4 protein-coding genes are annotated in these 17796 nt (G+C 65.8%); all 4 read right to left on the bottom strand.

What is annotated here, in order from left to right:
* Window positions 1-68 precede the first annotated feature (68 nt).
* On the bottom strand, window positions 69-6641 hold the full coding sequence (locus ACOCMM_RS10685) for a S8 family serine peptidase (protein ID WP_419553141.1): 6573 nt from the start codon (window positions 6639-6641) through the stop codon (window positions 69-71).
* Window positions 6642-6889: 248 nt separating this feature from the next.
* Entirely contained in the window at window positions 6890-14188 is a 7299-nt protein-coding gene (locus ACOCMM_RS10680) for a S8 family serine peptidase (RefSeq protein WP_419553140.1), read from the bottom strand.
* 80 nt (window positions 14189-14268) lie between these two features.
* Window positions 14269-15039 carry a hypothetical protein gene (locus ACOCMM_RS10675; RefSeq protein ID WP_419553139.1) on the bottom strand — a complete coding sequence of 257 codons (771 nt, stop codon included), beginning with the start codon at window positions 15037-15039 and terminating at the stop codon, window positions 14269-14271.
* A 498-nt stretch (window positions 15040-15537) separates the two neighbouring features.
* On the bottom strand, window positions 15538-17769 hold the full coding sequence (locus tag ACOCMM_RS10670) for a cell wall-binding repeat-containing protein (RefSeq protein WP_419553138.1): 2232 nt from the start codon (window positions 17767-17769) through the stop codon (window positions 15538-15540).
* Window positions 17770-17796 lie beyond the last annotated feature (27 nt).

The following is a 17796-nucleotide window of genomic DNA, read 5'->3' as shown; positions in this document are numbered from 1 at the left end:
GACGACACCTCCAAGACCGCCAACTGGCCTCAGATCGACGCCTGCGGTGGTCGCCCGCGGTGGGTCGTTCAAGGGTTGGCGAGGATGCGGCGTGCGGCGCGGGCGGCGGTGTCGGTGCGGGTGGTGCCGGTGATGCGTCGGATGTCGGCGCTGTCGGGGGCGGTTTGGGTGATCGCGGCTCGTACGTCGTTGGCGACCGCTGCTCGGCCGCCCACGATGATGACCTGGCCAGGCCGGTAGTCGCGGATCAATGCTGCGGTCGCTTCGGGCAGCGCCCCCTGTGCGGTGTAGGCGACTGCGGCGTTGTCGGTGGCCGCTGCCAGTGCTGCGGCGACGCCGACATCGGGCGGGGACCAGCCGTTCGCGATCACCAGGGTGACGCCGTCGGGGGCTGCGGCGGGGCTGCCCAGCACACGCCGTGCTGTCTGCGCGGCTGTGTCGATGCGTTCGTCGCCGGTGAGCCGCGAGATGCTCGCATCGCCACCCGCCGCTGCGGAGATCGCGTCGCGCACGTCGTCGCTGATCGCGGCAGTTCCGCCGACGAGGATCACCCGCGCCACTTCGTAGTCGCGCAGCAGTGCCGCCGAAGTCTCTGGCAGCCTGGCGGCCTCGGTGTAGATCACCGCAGAACGGCCGCTGCGCGCAGCCAATGCGGCGGCGGCCCCGATGTCGGGCGGCGACCAGCCGTTGGCCACCACCAGCGTCACCCGGCCTGCTGCTGCGGGCGTGCCCAGGATGCGTCGTGCTGTGGCTGCTGCGGTGTCGGCGCGATCCGCGCCGGTCACACGCGAGATCCCCGACTCAGACGACGCCGCCCGGATCTGAGTGCGAACATCACGCGACACCGCCGCATTGCCGCCCACGATGATCACCTCAGCAGGCAACGCCTCGCGCAGCAGCAGCCGCGTCTCTTCTGACAGCTCATCGCCTGCGGTGTACACCACCACCGCACCAGAAGTACGCGCCGCCAGCACCGACGCCACCCCCACATCAGCAGCACTCCACCCATTCGCCACCACAAACGACGCGACACCCACATCGAAATCGCCGCCACCACCACCGCCGCCGCTGCTGCTGTTGCCGCCGGAGGCGCTGCTGCCACCTCCCAAGCCGGAGCTACTGCCCGCATTGCCGCCGTTGTTGTTGTTTGGCGGAGCCACGGGGTTGACCGTCACGGCTTGGAGGGTCTTGACGGCGAAAGGGGCCACATTGGGGTCCGCAGAGTCCGCGGGGTTGTGGACGTCGCGGTAGGTGACACGTACTTGCAGCCACAGGCCCTCGTGCCCGCCGCCGTCAGGGTCCCCGTCGTCGGGGTTCCCCGCAGCGGGCTGGTAGCTCAACGACGCTGCACCGTCGATCTGCACCCATCCGCCGGGTCCGCTGCTGTCCCCAGAACGCCACCACGTCCACTCAGGACCAGTCAACAGCTCGTCGGGATCGACCAGGGTCGCCGTCAGCGGCTTGCCCGCCACAGGCTGGGTCGGCTCCAGTTGCAGTCCCCCCGGCTCGTCGATATCGGTCACCGTGACCGTCACGCTCTTGGTGGCGGATTCCCCTGAGGGATCCGTCGCGGTCACCGTGAACACGTACGACGACCGGCTCTCATGGTCCAGCGGCGCCTCGGTGCGCAGCTGACCGCTGCCGGGAACGACATCGAACACCGCGCCGTCCCTACCGCTGAGCGTATAAGTCAGGAGATCACCCGGATCGGTCGCAGCGACCGGCAAGCCGAAGGCTTCGCCGCTCGCAGTGTTCTCAGACACCTCCCGCAGGCCGGTCTCGTCCTCGGGGAACACCGGCGCCTCATTCATCACCGGCGATGCGGCGACCACCGCGCTGTCAGTCACGACGCTGGCCCCCTTGAGAGAATCCTGCTGATTGAGTGGACCGTGCCGGTCCCGATACGACACCGACACCTGCAAAAAACGACCCAAATCGTCATCGACCACCGTGTAGGAATCAGAGACCGCGCCGCCGACCACGTCCCAGTCCGACCGTGAGCCCGACTGCGAGCGCTCCCACATCCACACAGCGCCGCTCACGCTCCCGTCGGGATCGCTCAGCGTCGCCCTCAACTCAGCGCCGACCTCGGGATCCCGCGGCGAGAGCCGCACCCTGCCGGGATCATCGCCATTGACGACCTCCACCACCACCGGCAAAGTGCCCGCCCGCCCTCTGTTGTCAGAGGCCACGACATCGATGTTGTAAGTGTTGTCGCCGCCTTGATCGGCAGGCATCTCGAAATCCGGCGGATCCTTGAACGTCAACACGCCGCCGAACACATCGAAAACGAGCCGATCCGCACCCGACAGCGACCACTCGATGCTGTCGCCCTCCGGATCGTCCACGGTGAACGACAAACCGGTCGCGGTGCTGTTCTCGACCACGGTCGCCATGTCGGAAACGCCAGTCGGGAACGCCGGCGCCTCGTTCACATCATTCACCCAGATGATCACCTGCTGAGCATCGGTCAGCCCCCGCGGATCCGTCGCGGTCACCGCCACCGCATAGAACAACTCGGTCTCGAAATCCAATGCCGCTTTGGTGACAAGCTGCCCGCTGTCCGCGACGATCCCGAACGACGCCCCGTCGAGGCCGCCCAGCGAATAAGTCAAATCATCGCCGTCAGGATCACTCGCTACGACAGGGTCACCGAATTCGGTGTTCGGGCCGGCGCTCTCATCGACACGACGCGCGACCGTCCCCGCAGCCGGGAACACCGGTGCCACATTGTCCGCCCGCACCAGGAGCGCAGAGACAACCTCCGCAGACTTGCCCGGACCCTGGGGATCTGAATAGGACGCCGTCACCCGCAAGAAACGGCCCACATCGTCATCATTGGGAACGTACGTCGAGTGACGCCACCCCCACTGCGGCACACCGGTAACCCGAGCCCACCCCAACATCGAACCCGGCGCCGAACGCTCCCACCGCCACTTCGTGCCCCGAATCAAACGGTCAGGATCATCAGGATCGCTCAGAAACGCACTGACACGATCGCCCGCCCGCGGCTGCGACACCGACAACGACACCCCGCCCGGCTCGTCCACGTTGACCACTGCAACGGTCACCGCGATGACATCGTCGACCGCCGTGCTCGCTGTGCCGTCGTCAGCCTTGCCGTCGCTCACCGACACCGTCACCTCAAAGCTGTTGCGCGCACCCTCGAAATCGGACACAAACCCCTCCCCAGTCGTGAGCTGCCCGCTCGAAGCGTCGATCACGAACAGCCCAGCGTCGTCACCAGCCAAGCTGTAGACGAACACATCAGGCTCCGCGTCCCGAGCAGCCACAGCCGGACCCACAGCGACACCCGAACCGGCGTGCTCGTCGACACCGCGCGTCGTGCGCTCCCCGTCGACGAAGAACGGCTCACCATTGGCGGCACCCGGCGTCCCGCGCACCGTGAACGACCACACGCCCGCCGGAGTGCTCACCGCCCGCACCTGCACATCACGACGCACCCCATCGGTCAGCCCGGTGATCGCAGCACTGCACGAACCCGCCACACACGAACTCGACACCAACTCCCACTCGCCATCGGACTTGTCCGCCGCATCGCTGCGAATGTGACGGATCTCATAGCCAGCGACACCGAAAGTCCCGGTGGCCAAAGGCTCATCCCACCCCACCGTGAGCGAACCCGACCCCGGCCGCACAAACCCCAACAGCACCGCCCCAGGCGCCAACGGACGATGCCCGTACACCTTCAGATCCCACGACCGCACCGTGTTCGACGACCCACCCGAGACCTCATCGGCAACCCGCAGCGTCCATGTCCCCCGCGGATCCTCACCGAGATGCCGCGCCGAACCGAACCGGAAGGTGCCCGTCAGCCCGCAGATGTGAGTGTCACGGAAGTAGCAGACGGTGTCGTAGCTCGACGTCACCAGCGCTGGGGTCAGAATCGAAATATTGCCCGAAGGCGATTCGAGCTCGATCTTGAGATCGCGAAAACGCGGCGCATTGAAGTCGACATTGACCTCGACGAACTCGACGAAGTCGACCTCTCCGTCGAGATCAACGGTCGTCGACACGCTGCTGCCCGAGCTCGGAATGGCGGTCGACGTGTCAGCCGACGCTGCAGCGGTGCGCATCTCGGGCACGTTGGCCCAGCTTCCGGCGAGCGCCACCGCCGCAGAGGCATCCACCACGCCGAACCCGTACTGGTGATTGTAGCTGTAGCTGTCGGTTGCCGAGCCGTATTTCAGCGCGCCGGCCTCCCAACCGGCGTCGTCGGCATCGTTGCGGCGGGCTGACGCCGCCAAGATCAGCTTGACATCGCGCCAGCTCAGCGACGGGCCGACCGAACGTACCAGCGCGACCACACCCGACACCATCGGCGTGGCGGCGCTGGTGCCACCGAATGTCGCCCTGTATCGGCTGAAGGGCAACGTCGTTGCGATGCCGCTGTTGCTCGAGCCGCCAGCCGAGGGCGCGCAGATCCACAGGTTCGGGCCTTTCTCGGAGTGATCCACATGATTGCCGTAGTCGTCGACCGAGCACACCGCGGTGACGCCGTAGTGGTTGAGATTCTCGTCCAAGGAGGCCCAGTCGAATTGTTCCCCCCCGTTGCCCGTGCCGAACACATAGACGATGCCCTTGCCGCCGTCTCCCTCTCTCAAGCCTGCTTCGATCGCCTGCTTCACCATTGACGACTGGGGTCTGGCGCTTGGCCCTGGCACAGGTGACCAGCTGTTGTTGGAAACTGAGGTCGCAGCGCGGTTTCGGGACAGCGCATCGGCGGCATTGTTGAGGCTGAAGGAGTTCAGCAAATCGTGCGCGTAGATCGTTGCCCGCGGAGCGACACCGCGCATGCCGACGCTGTTGTCGCGAGCGGCAATAATCCCGGCTACCGCGGTCCCGTGAGCCGCCGGGTCGATGCGCAGGTCGAGGTCGCTGCCGTAGCTGTGGTTGCCGGACAGCAGCACATTGTCTGTCAAGTCCTCATGGAGATAGTCGAGACCGGAGTCGACCACCGCGACATTGACCCCGGCGCCCTTGGTGATGTCCCACACATCGCCGAGGACGCTGTCCCTGATGTTGATGTCCTCGCCGGACGTGCCGTCGAATTGACCGGTGTTGTCGAGATGCCACTGGCATCCATACAGCGTGTCGTCAATGCCCGAAGGCGCTGCAGGGCACTTGCCGAGCAACCGTTCATAGCGATCGTCCGATCGCAGGAGCACGATGTACCCGCCGGTGTCAGTCGGTGGATCGGCTTCGATCTTGAGGTGATAGGCGCCGGCTGCCAGCGTGTGGGATATCGCGAAGACAGAGACGGTCTCTTGGGCGCCGACTGAGATGTCGGTCTCGTAGTCGATCACATCGAGGACCGTTCCGGTGGAGTCCTCCAATGTGGCGGTGATGTCCGCTTCGGTGCTCGAGCCGACGAGTGCCACACGGGTCGACTCGTCAAGCGTGAAGGTGAACCAGTCGCCGTCCGGGTCGGTTGTGCCGCCGGCCGCATCGCCCATGCGCAACTCAGCCGCTGACGTCTTCACACTGCCAGGTTCGGGGGATTCGGCGACGCGCAGGTGGTACCAGCCGCTGTCGGGAAATCCGGAGGACTTGACTCTGATGTAGTGGACGCCCGCTGGAAGTGTTTCCCGCAGCGCGAAGTACTGGGGGGTCGGATCCAAGTATGCGTTGTCGTTTGTCGCCACGACCGTGCCTTCGGAGTTCAGAATTGCGCCGACGGTGTCCAAGACGAAGCTGGCGACATACGCAGTGATCGCCGTCTCGGCGGTCAGTTCAAGTTTGAAGTAGTCGGTATCGCGAGAGTCCTCGAAGAACGACGTTGTTGTGCTGTCGAGCCCGGTCGGCACAGCGTTCCCGATTCCCGTGCTGTCAACCTCTGACTGCAGATGCAGCGTGTAGGGACCCGTACCAGCGGTGCTGGGGTAGGCGCCCGTGACTTCGATGTAGTACGTCCCGCTTTGCAGCTTGGCGCTGAGGCGGAAGTTGCGGTTGTCGCCGATGAAGTCGACATTGTTGTTACTGGCGATGACCTCACCGCTGTTGCTGGCGTTGATATTGCCGCTGCTGTCGAAGAGCTGGCCCGATGTGTCGGTGTCACCCGTGGTCCAGATGACGACCTCACGTGTTCCGGTGACTTGGAATGAGAAATAGTCCCAATCGCTGTCGTCGTCGGGGCCGATGACGCCGTGTGCCGGCAGCCCGTCCACGATGGCAGTCGCCCTCGCACGATTGAAGCCGGGTTCGGATGGCGTCCCGGTCGAGGTTGCCGACCAGGCGCCCTCGGTGGTCACGCCGTTGCTGGTCGTGACCGCCCGAACCTGCACGTCGTAGGAAACGGGATCGAAGCGTGCGCCGTTGCTGAGGCCGGTCACGATCACGTGCAGGTCCCCCGATTCCCATGCGGGGTCGAGCACGTTCCAGTTGCCATCGTCGGCTTTGTCGGCGGCGCTCGCGCTCGTCAAGATCCAGCGCAGGTCGTAGGACTCGATGCCGGTGACGCCAGTCGGGGCAGTCCACGCCACGGTCAGGGCCGTGTCGCCTGAGGCCACTGCGGTGATCGTGGGGACGGCCGGCGGCGTCTGCGCCAGCGCGTCATCGCCCGCCAGCACCCCCAACGCGAGGGTTCCTGCGGCGACGCACACCACCAGCGCGACGCGCATCAGCCGCCCCATTGACAGATGACTCAACAGCGACTTTGCTGCCTTCACTGTGTGTCGCGCTCGATTGCCCTGTCCGGGCTCGACACCTCGACGCCAGTCGCGTGTCGGCTGACGCCATGCATTATGAGCAGGGTAGCCCTGCAGATGACTCATGCAATGAACTCTGGGGACATTCGACGACACCTTCCAATACCGCCAACTGACCCCAGATCGACACCGGCGGTGGTCGCCCGCGGCGCGGTCGGGTCTCAGAGGTCGGCGAGGATGCGGCGTGCGGCGCGGGCAGCGGTGTCGGTGCGGGTGCGGCCGGTGATGCGCCGCACGTCGGCGCCACTGGGCGCGGCTTCGGTGATGGCTGACCGCACGTCGTTGGCGACTGCTGCGCGACCGCCCACGATGATGACCCGGCCGGGCCGGTAGTCCCGTATCAGCGTCGCGGCCGCTTCGGGCAGCGTTCCTTGGTTGGTGTAGGCGACCGCAGAGTTCTCAGTAGCCGCTGCCAAAGCCGCCGCGACGCCCACATCGGGCGGGGACCAGCCATTGGCGATCACCAAGGTGACGCCGTCGGGGGCCGCGGCGGGGTTGCCCAGCACACGCCGTGCTGCCTGCGCGGCAGTGTCGATGCGATCAGCGCCAGTCAGACGGGAAACGCTGGCCCCGCTGGCCACCGCGACGATCTCGTCGTGCACCTGCTCGCTGATCGCCGCAGTGCCCCCGATGAGGATCACCCGCGCAACCTGGTAGTCGCGCAGCAGCGCCGCCGACGCTTCGGGCAGCCTGTCGCGCTCGGTGTAGATCACCGCCGAGCGGCCGCTGCGCGCAGCCAGCGCCGCAGCGACCCCGATATCAGGCGGCGACCAGCCATTGGCCACGACCAGCGTGACCCGGCCAACACCCGAAGGCGCCCCCAGGATGCGACGCGCCGTGCCCGCTGCTGTATCGGCACGATCCGCCCCCGAGACGCGCGAGATGTCCGAATCGGGTGATGCGGCGCGGATCTGGGTGCGAACATCGCGCGACACCGCCGCTGTGCCGCCCACGATGATCACCTCTGCAGGCGAGGCCTCTCTCAGCAGCACTCTCGTTTCTTCGGGTAGCTCGCCGCTCGCGGTATAGACCACCACCGCGCCATCGGTTCGGGACGCCATCACCGAGGCCACCCCCACATCAGCAGGACTCCACCCATTCGCCACCACAAACGTCGCGACGCCCACATCAAAATCACCGCCGCCGCCTCCCCCACCGCCGCCGGGGCCAGTTGGACCGGTCCGGCCAGTCGGGCCAGTCGGGCCGACCGGTCGTGTCGGGGCGGCCATTGCCTGCACTGAGTTGATCGATTCGGCAAAGAGAATCTGGGAGTTGAATGCGTCGGCATACTTCACTCGGACTCTCAGCCAGTAGCCCAGATCGTCAGCGACAGGCCGGTAGCTCGACGACACGGCGCTGTCGATCAGCTCCCACCTGCTCGGGTCGTTCCGGTCATCGGAACGCCACCACATCCACTCGTGATCGGTCACCGGGACATCGGGCTCAGTCAGGACCGCTCGTAGCGTCGAGCCCACCCCAGGCAACGTCGCCGAGAGCTCCAACATCCCGAGCTCGTCTTCGTTCTCGACCGTCACCGTCACCCCAAGCGTGCCGTAGTGGGTGCCATCGAAGGCACGCACGGTGACTTCGTAGTCATTGCGGCGGTTCGAATCGGCGGGTTGCTCGTAGTCGGGCGGTGAGGCGAACTTCAACTCGCCGGAGTCGTCGATCTCGAAATCGCCACGGTCGGCCCCCGCGAGCGACCATGTGACCACCACACCCTCCGGATCGACCGCCGAGTAGAGGTCGACCTCCCCTTGCTGGGTCTCCTGCCACGTGACGGTCGTCTGGCCGTTCACCACCGGCGGCTCGTTCACGCCGGTGACCCGGACCGTCACGTCGAGCGTTCCGAACTCCGACTGGGTGCCGTCGTCGGCACGGACGGTGATCTCGTAGTCGTTGTCGAATGCAGTATCGAAATCCGGCTGGTTCCTGAAGCTCAGCACGCCCGAATCCTCGTCGATCTCGAAATCGGTCCGGTCGAGTCCCCCAAGCGACCAGGTGACGTCCTCGCCCTCGGGGTCGCGTGCCGTGTATGTCGCGACCGCGTCGGTGCGGGTCTCGGCATAGCTCGGCACCAGCGGCCCCGTAACCGTCGGCGCCTCGTCCACGTCTTCGACGGCGATGGTCACCCGCTGGGTTGCTGTCAAGCCCGAAGGATCCCTCGCAGTGACGATCATCTGGTACGACGACTTGCGCTCGTGATCCAGCGCCACGCCGTCCTTGGTTTGCATCTGACCCGTCTCCGAGTCGATGTCGAACAGTGCTGCATCGGCGGGCCGCAGTGAGTACCGCAGATGGGCTCGGTCGTCGGGGTCAGGATCGGTGGCCACCACCGGTGCTCCGATGTCGATGCCTGCCAGCGAGTTCTCCGGAACTTCCCGGGTGATCACCCCCGAGTCCGGGAACTCCGGCGGATGATTCGTGTTGGGGTTGAGACGGACCGGATTGGCCGATTCGGCTTGTGCCGACCTTTGCTGCTGTGTTTGCTGCCTTCTGCTTTCGCGATCCGTATACGACGCTGTCGCTCGGAGGAAATAATCCTCGTCGCTGACGGCCGGCATATGCCAGGACGATGTTGTTCCCGACGTCGCTCCGGTGATCGACTCCCAACTCGACTGGTCCTTGTGACGGCGTTCCCAGGTCCATGTGGTGCCCGAAATACCGCCGTCGGGATCGCTGAGCGTCGCAATGAATCGAGTTCCGTCCTGAGGCTGGGTGGTCGAGAACGTCACGGTGCCGTCTTCAGCCACGTTGGTCACGTTCACCGTCAGCGACTGGGCTGCTGTCAGCCGGCCGTCGGAGGCCTGCACGGTCACCACATAGGAGTTGTTGCGCCCCGAATCCACCGGAGCCTCGAAATCCGGCATGGCTGCGAAGGTGACGACGCCCGTAGAGCGCCCGATGCTCAGATCCTCACGGTCGGTTCCAACCAGCGTCCAGATCACATCCTCGCCTTCGGAATCTTCTGCCTCGAACCTGGTCACCTGACCCGCGTGACCTTCGACAACGCTCTCGCTGGTCGGACCCAAAGTGATCATCGGCGCTTCATCGACATCGGTGACCGTGACCGAGACGTCGAACCTGTCATCGACTGCCGCATCAGCATTGCCCTGAGCGTCTTTGCCGTCGGAAGCTTCCACAGTGACGCGATACCCGCTCTGGGCCTCGTGATCCGGTGGGTCCATGAATCTGAGGACTCCGTTGCGGTCGATTTCAAAGTCGAGATGGTCGCTGCCCGAAAGCGTCCAGGTGACGCGCTCCCTGTCTTCAGGGTCGTTCGCCTCGTAATCCGCAACGCTTCCTGTGGTGTTCTCAGCGAAATTCCTGGTGGATGGACCGGTGATGTCCGGTCGCTCGTTCACGTCCTGCACCTCGACCTCCACCGAGACGACGTCGGCGTTTTCGCCATCGGAGGCCTCGACATCGACCTGGTACTTGTTGTCGCGGTCGCGGTCGTCGGGCATTTCATAGTTCGGCGGATCCTTGAACCTCAAGGAACCCCCGGCGATCTCGAAGTCGAGCCGGTCATCGCCCGAAAGCGTCCACGTGATGCTGTCGTTCTCAGGATCGTCGGCGCTGAAGAACAACCCCGTCGAGGTGCTGTTCTCGTCGACCGCGGCCATGGCGTCGCCGGTCAGCGTCGGCTTCTCGTTCTGGTCGGTGACCGTTACCTCGATCTCGAACTCGACGGTGGTCGTGCCGTCGAACACTTCGAGGATCAGGTCATACACGTTGTTGCGACCGCTGTCGGTGGGCGCTTCGTAGTCGGGGACACCGTCGAAATAGAGCCTGCCCAGGCTGTCCATGTCGAACTCCGCAGCATCGGTGCCCACCAGGTCGAGTTCGACGATGTCGGTGTCAGGGTCGTCGACGTCGTAGTCGAAGATCACCGCGTAGTTGCCCTCGGGGTAGTCGATCTGGTGCGGGCTTGCTAAGTCGACGCAGACCCCTGGCTCCGTGCAGTGCACCAGCTTCGGGGGCTCGTCGGTATCGATGACCTCGACGGTCACGGTGATGGTGTCGTCGACCGCTGTGTCAACCGTGCCGTCGTCTGTCTTGGTGTCAGCGACCGACACTGTGACGGTGTAGGTGGAGCGATCCTCGTAGTCGGGATCGAACGCGGTTGTGATCTGCCCCGCCGAGTCGATCGCAAACAAGCCCGCGTCGGTCCCGCCCAGGGTGTAGGTGAACGTGTCGTTCTCTGCGTCACGCGCTTGCACGGTTGAGCCGACCGCTGCACCCGCACCGGAGTTCTCTGCGATCGAGCGCGTGGTGCGCTCGCCGTCGGCAAAGAACGGCTCGCTGTTGGCTGCGCCTGGCGTTCCTCGTGCGGTCACCGACCAGTCGCCCTTCCGGTCGGCCACGCCGGTCAGCGCTCGGACCTGCACGTCGCGCCGGATCCCGTCGCTCACCTCCGAGCCGTCCAGGACATGTATGCAGCTGCTGGCGGTGCATGAACTCATGTCAGAGGACCACCGAGCGTCCGACTTGTCGGAAGCATCGCTGCGAATGTGCCGCACCTCGTAACCGGTGATCGCCGAAGCACCCGTGAAGTCGGGCTCCTCCCACGCCACCGTCAGCGAGCCGGAGCCGGGCTGCACGTAGCTCAGCGATACGGCATCGGGAGACTGGCGGTGGCCGTACACCTTCATGTCCCACGAGTTCACGGTGTTGCTGGCGCCGCCTCGCGCCTTGTCGGTGACGCGCAACGTCCAGGTGCCGCGGGGGTCCTCGCCGAGGTGCCTGGCCGAGCCGAACCTGAACACGCCGGTGAGCGGGCATGGGCGATTGGAGGTGCAGTCAGTCGAGTTCTGGACCGTCAGCACCGAGGTTGCGCCCGACGGGGATTCCAGCTTGATCTCCAGATTGCGGAAACTCGGCGCGTTGAAGTCGACATTGACCTCCACGAACTCGGTGAAGTCCACCCCGCCTTCGAGGCGGACAGTGCTCGTGACGGCGCGGCGGGTGTCGGGGATGCTGCGCGCTGAGGCGTACGACGCCGTCGCAGTGCGCATCGCGGGCACCTTGGACCAGCTCCCGGCAAGTGCCACCGCAGCCGAGGCATCCACCACGCCGAAGCCGTACTGGTGATTGAAGCTGTAGGTGCCTGTCGTTCCGTACTTTGATGCGCCTGTTCCCCAGCCCGTGTCGGTGTCGTCGTTCGTGCGGGCCGATGCCGCCAGGATCAGCTTGACATCGCGCCACGACAGCGTGGAATCGACTTCTCGGACAAGCGCAGCGACGCCGGACACGATAGGAGCAGCCGAGCTCGTGCCGCCGAAGCGGTCGGTGTAGCGGCTGTAGCGCCAGGTGGTCGCGATGCCCGGGTACACCTTCTCCGTGCTGTCGGAGGGCGCGCAGACCCACAGGTTCGGCCCTTGCTCGGAGTAGTCCGAGCGCTTGCCGTCATTGTCCACGGCGCAGACCGCAGTGACGCCGTAGTAGTTGGCGACCTCGTCCAGCGAGGCCCAGTCGCCGTCGTCGTCGCCGTTGCCGGCTGACCAGACGTAGACGACGCCATTTCCGCCGGATCCCTCGGTCACGCCGGCGTCGATCGCGCGTTCCCACAGCCGTCCCGCACGGGAAGCCCGCGGACCTTCTGTGGGTCCCCAGCTGTTGTTGGAAATCGACGTCGTGACGCGTCCCTGCGACGCAGCCCTGGCAGCGTTGAACGAGCTGAATGCACTGAGCAGGTCGTAGGCGTAGATGGTCGCTCGGGGTGCCACGCCGCGCATGCCGATGCTGTTGTCGCGCGCTGCGATGAGGCCCGCCACCGCGGTGCCGTGGCTCGACCGTTCGCCGAAGACGTCATCGACGCGGCGATAGCTGTGATTCTTGGCCCTGTCGACGTTGGTCTCCAGATCCTCGTGGAAGTAGTCCAAGCCTTGGTCCACGACGGCGACGTTGATGCCGGTGCCCTTGTGGGTGTTCCACACCGTGCCGAGGTTGATGTCCTCGTTGGCCGTGCCCCCGAACTGTCCGGTGTTGTTCAGGTGCCATTGGCACCCGTAGAACGTGTCGTCAATGCCGGCCGGTGCCGCGGGGCAGGTTTCCGTCAACCGTCCAAAGGCGTTGTCGGGTCGCAGGAGCACGAGATAGGTGCCTGTGTCGCTCGCCTGGTCGGCCTGCACCTGCAGGTAGTAGGTGCCAGCCGCCAGCGTGTCGTAGATGGCGAAGGTGTCGATTGACCCGATCGAGATGCTGTAGCTGTTCACATTGAGATCGGCACCGAATGAGTTCTGCAGCGCTACCTCGATATCGAGGTCACGGCTGGACCCGACCAGCGCCATGCGCGTGGACTCGTCGAGCGTGAACTCGAAATAGTCAGCGTCGCCTGCCGGGCTGATCTCGCCGCCGGCGGTCTGACTGATGTCGATTTCGTGTGCTGTCGCCCGAGAGCTGCCCGGTTCCGGCGATTCGTAGACGAACAGGTAGTACAGGCCGTAATCGTCGCCGAAGAACGGCTCGACCCTGATGTAGTAGGTGCCCGCGGCGAGCGTCTCGCGCAGGGCGAATTGGCGGCGAGTCGGCTCCAAGTACGCGTCGTCGTTCGTCGCGACGATGGAGCCGTCGGCGTTCAGAATTGCGCCGTAGGTGTCGGCCACGAAGCCGCTGGCACGTGCAGTGATCGTGGTCTCGGCTGCCAGTTCGAACTTGAAGTAGTCGATGTCGCCGTCGTCGAGCAGGGACCTCGCCCCGGTGTCGTGCAGGACCGCCCTGGTGACGCTGCCGAGCTCGATGTCGGTCGCATCGCGCAGGCCGGTCGTGTCGGCGGCGGTTTGCAGGTGCAGCGTGTAGGCACCCGTGGCGCCGCCGTAACCGGTGACCTCGATGTAGTAGGTGCCGCCGGTCAGCTTGCCGTCGAGCTTGAAGTTCTCCGGGCCGCTGGAGAGGTTCGAGTCGTCGTTGCTGTCGATGAGGCTGCCGCTGCTGCGATACAGCTTGCCGTGGGTGTCGGTGGTGCCCGTCGTCAGGATGAAGTACTCACGAGTGCCGCTGACCGGGAACCGGAAGTAGTCCACGTCGCTGGCGGAGTCGAGCACGCCCCGCACCGGCAGCTCGTTCACGATTGCCGTCGCTGTCCCGCGTGACGAACCCGGATCCCCCGGCGTCCCTGCCACGCTCGTCGCCCACGCCCCGTCGCTCGAGGTCACAGCGCGCACCTGCACGTCGTAGGAGGTGCCATTGGTGAGCGGGCTCACGATGACACGCAGTGCCCCAGTCGACCATGCATTGTCGAGGACGATCCACTTGGAGTCGTCGGCTTTGTCGGTGTCGCTCGCGCTGGTGGAGATGTAGCGCAGGTCATAGGCCGTGATGTCGGCGACAGTGACACCGTCGGGGTGGCCCCAGGCCACCGTCAGAGCCTGATCGCCGGATGCCACTGCAGTGATCGAAGGCGCTGCGGGCGTCTGGGCTGCGGCGAGGCCGTGCCCGAGCCCCGGCAATGAGAGCATCCCCGCCCCCAGGCACACGACCAGCGCTGATCGCCCCAGCCGGGCTATCGCTGAACGAGAGGGGCGCCGTGCTGGTGTCTTCACTTGGTGACGCGCTCGATCCACCAATTAGGGCTCGACAGCTCCACGCCGTCCTGGCCGGCAAGCGAATTGGCCAGGTCGAGCGACGGCAAGCCCGGTTCGGTCTCGATGAAGTAGCCGTTCGTCACAAAGTCGAGTTCGGTCAGGCGGCCCGTGTCGATCCCGTTGCGCCCGAAGAAGGCGTCGACCGCCGAATAGTCCCAACTCGGGTCGAGCACCAGCACCGCACCGCCCGGCAGCGCCATCAGCTCGCCCGACTCAGACCAGAACACCGGATCGCCCTTGGAGCGCGCGTCCTCGCTGGCAGCACCTCGCGCAACCACACCGACACCGGTGTCCGCAACGATGTCGTCCCGGGAAATGCCGTCGCCGTCCGACTGCACCGTGAGATTCGGGTCCAGCCGCACCTGCAGGGTGCGATCGCCGTCGTGCCATGTGTAGGTATCGCCGAGCGTGGGATCGGGGAGCTGTGGTGCGGGCGTCTTGGGCCCGGCGCCGGCGCCGCTCGACTCCACCTCGGCCGGTCCAATGTCGTCCTTCGGGCCCGCCGTCGCGCTGAACGCTGCGGCGGATGCCACGGACTCGAGTGGCGGCAGTTCAGCCGAGTACGCACGCGCCGGCGCCGCAGGCAGGTCGGCTGGGATTGCTTGAGCAGCGTCGTTGGGAAGTGGCGCGCCGGCGCTTATGACGACTTCAGTCGTGGCCTCGCTCGACGAGGACATCACCTGTGAACGCCAGTACACAGCAGCGGCGATCGCGAGCACCGCCATGGCAGCGGCTGTAATCCGCACCAAGGGTGTTGCAGTCGTAGTTGCCTGCACGGGACTACGACGCTACAGGTGTCGCCGACTCGCTCTCTTGGCCCCTGACGCAGCTCAACGTTGCCCCCGCATGGATGGGTCTTGAGCCCACCACCGTCCGAGACACCAAGGTAGTAACGGTGATTCGGTGCGAAGCATCCATTTGCGGTGCTTCACAATGCTTCCATTGCATCAATTCATTCGAAATCGTGAAGTCGGCATAGGGCCTCAGCGGATAGGCGGCGATGCCCGGCAGCCCCGGCGGCCTGGACTTTGCGCAGAAATGCCGCCACAGACGGCAAAATTGCGCAAAGAAGGCGTGAGCAACTTTCCGAGACGCCACCTATCCGTGCTGCCTCTTAGGGATTGTCGTGAGCACACCCGAATGACAAGAAACCGGGGTGACGGTGCACCCGAATCGGCCCGGTCCTGTCTATGCGGGAGCCAACTGGAAGCAACGGCGGATTGTCAGAGGTTGGCGAGGATGCGTCGTGCGGCGCGGGCGGCGGTGTCGGTGCGGGTGTGGCCGGTGATGCGCCGGATGTCGGCGCTGTCGGGGGCGGTCTGGGTGATCGCGGCTCGTACGTCGTCGGCGATGGCTGCGCGGCCGCCCACGATGATGACCTGGGTGGGCCGGTAGTCGCGGATCAATGCTGCGGTCGGGTCGGGCAGCGCTCCCTGTGCGGTGTAGGCGACTGCGGCGTTGTCGGTGGCGGCCGCCAATGCTGCGGCGACGCCGACATCGGGCGCGGACCAGCCGTTGGCGATCACCAAGGTGACGCCGTCGGGGGCTGCGGCGGGGTTGCCCAGCACGCGCCGCGCTGCCTGCGCGGCTGTGTCGATGCGGTCGTCGCCGGTCAGCCGCGAGATGCTCGCATCGTCGCCCGCCGCTGCGGCGATGGCGTTCTGGGTGTCCTGGCTGATTGCGCCAGTTCCGCCGAGCAGGATCACTCGCGCGACCTCATAGTCACCCAGCACCGCTGCTGATGGTGCGGGCAGCCTGCCCGCCTCGGTATAGAGCACCGCCGAGCGGCCGCTGCGCGCAGCCAGCGCCGCCGCCGCGCCGATGTCTGGCGGGGACCAGCCGTTGGCCACGACCAGCGTGATCCGGCCCGCTGCTGCGGGTGCGCCCAGGATGCGTCGTGCGGTTCCTGCTGCGGTGTCGGCGCGGTCCTCGCCCGACACACGCGAGATCCCCGACTCTGACGACGCGGCGCGGATCTGGGTGCGCACCTCACGCGACACCGCCGCGTTGCCGCCCACGATGACCACCTCAGCAGGCAACGCCTCCCGCAGCAGCAGCCGCGTCTCCTCGGACAGCCCGTCGCCAGCGGTGTAGACCACCACCGCGCTATCAGAACGCGCCGCCAGCACCGACGCCACCCCCACATCAGCAGGACTCCACCCGTTGGCCACCACAAACGTCGCGACGCCAACATCAAAATCACCGCCGCCTCCGCCACCACCGCCACTGCTGCCACCGCCGCCGCTGCCGCCAGAGGCACCGCCACCGGAATCACCTCCCGAGTCGGAACCACCACCGTCACCCTCGTCGCCGTTGGTGCCGCCGTCTGGATCGATCACCGGGACCGACGTGTCGTCGCACGCGCTCAGACCCAGATCCTGCCCATCCAGCAGATCCGTCAACGGAAGCGGAATGCAGCCGGACAACTGATTGCTGTGCAAGTCGAGGATCGTGAGGCTGGCGAGGTTGCCCAGCTCAGTCGGGATCGACCCCGACAACTCATTGTTGTAGAGGTCGAGGATCGTGAGGCCGGCGAGGTTGCCCAGCTCAGTCGGGATCGGACCCGACAACTCGTTGCTGTGCAAGTCGAGGATCGTGAGGCTGGCGAGGTTGCCCAGCTCAGTCGGGATCGACCCCGACAACTCGTTGCTGTGCAAGTCGAGGATCGTGAGGCTGGCGAGGTTGCCCAGCTCAGTCGGGATCGGACCCGACAACTCGTTGCTGTGCAAGTCGAGGATCGTGAGGCTGGCGAGGTTGCCCAGCTCAGTCGGGATCGACCCCGACAACTGATTGCTGTCCAGGTAGAGCTCGGTGAGGCTGGCGAGGTTCCCGAGCCCGGACGGGATCGGATCCGACAACTCATTGCTGTCCAGGTAGAGCTCGGTGAGGCTGGCGAGGTTCCCGAGCCCGGACGGAATCGGACCCGACAACTCGTTGCTGTGCAGGTCGAGAATCGTGAGACTGGTGAGGCCGCCGAGCCCGGACGGGATCGACCCCGACAACTGATTGCTGTCCAGGTAGAGCTGCGTGAGGCTGGTGAGGTTGCCGAGCTCAGTCGGAATCTCACCTTGCAGGCCGTAGTCCCCGAGCCACAGCGCAGCGACGCGGGTAGAGCTGTCGTTCAGCCCCACGCCGTGCCAGGCTGCCATGGAGAGTGAAGTGCTCCAGTTCAGCGTGGTTGAGCTGTCGCCCAATAGGTCCGGCTTCGCAGCGAGCAGGGCATTGCAATCGGCAATGAGTCCGGTGTCGGTGGTGGTGTGCGAGACAGCGGCGGAGCCTGAGCAGCCCGTGGACTGCGCGGAAGCGACTGTTGCCAAGCCAATCGCCGCCGCGGCGGTGAACGCGAGCGTCAGTGCCGAGACACCGACCATGAGCAGCCGCCTGCGCTGCACGGCACTGCGTGCCCTGTAGATGTCCGCGGCGTGGGTGTTGCCGGCAGGCGTGTTGTAAGTCATCAGCGAGGAGTCCTCCGCAGGGAATGG

The organism is Candidatus Poriferisodalis sp., from assembly GCF_965198245.1.
Classification (GTDB): Bacteria; Actinomycetota; Acidimicrobiia; order Acidimicrobiales; family Poriferisodalaceae; genus Poriferisodalis.
This window is presented reverse-complemented; position numbering and strand designations above follow the sequence as displayed.

What these genes read in the sequence shown, in the direction of transcription:
- ACOCMM_RS10685 (WP_419553141.1), bottom strand. Translation starts at nt 6,641, where the DNA reads ATGCGCGTCGCGCTGGTGGTGTGCGTCGCCGCAGGAACCCTCGCGTTG.
- ACOCMM_RS10680 (WP_419553140.1), bottom strand. Translation starts at nt 14,188, where the DNA reads ATGCTCTCATTGCCGGGGCTCGGGCACGGCCTCGCCGCAGCCCAGACG.
- ACOCMM_RS10675 (WP_419553139.1), bottom strand. Translation starts at nt 15,039, where the DNA reads ATGGCGGTGCTCGCGATCGCCGCTGCTGTGTACTGGCGTTCACAGGTG.
- ACOCMM_RS10670 (WP_419553138.1), bottom strand. Translation starts at nt 17,769, where the DNA reads ATGACTTACAACACGCCTGCCGGCAACACCCACGCCGCGGACATCTAC.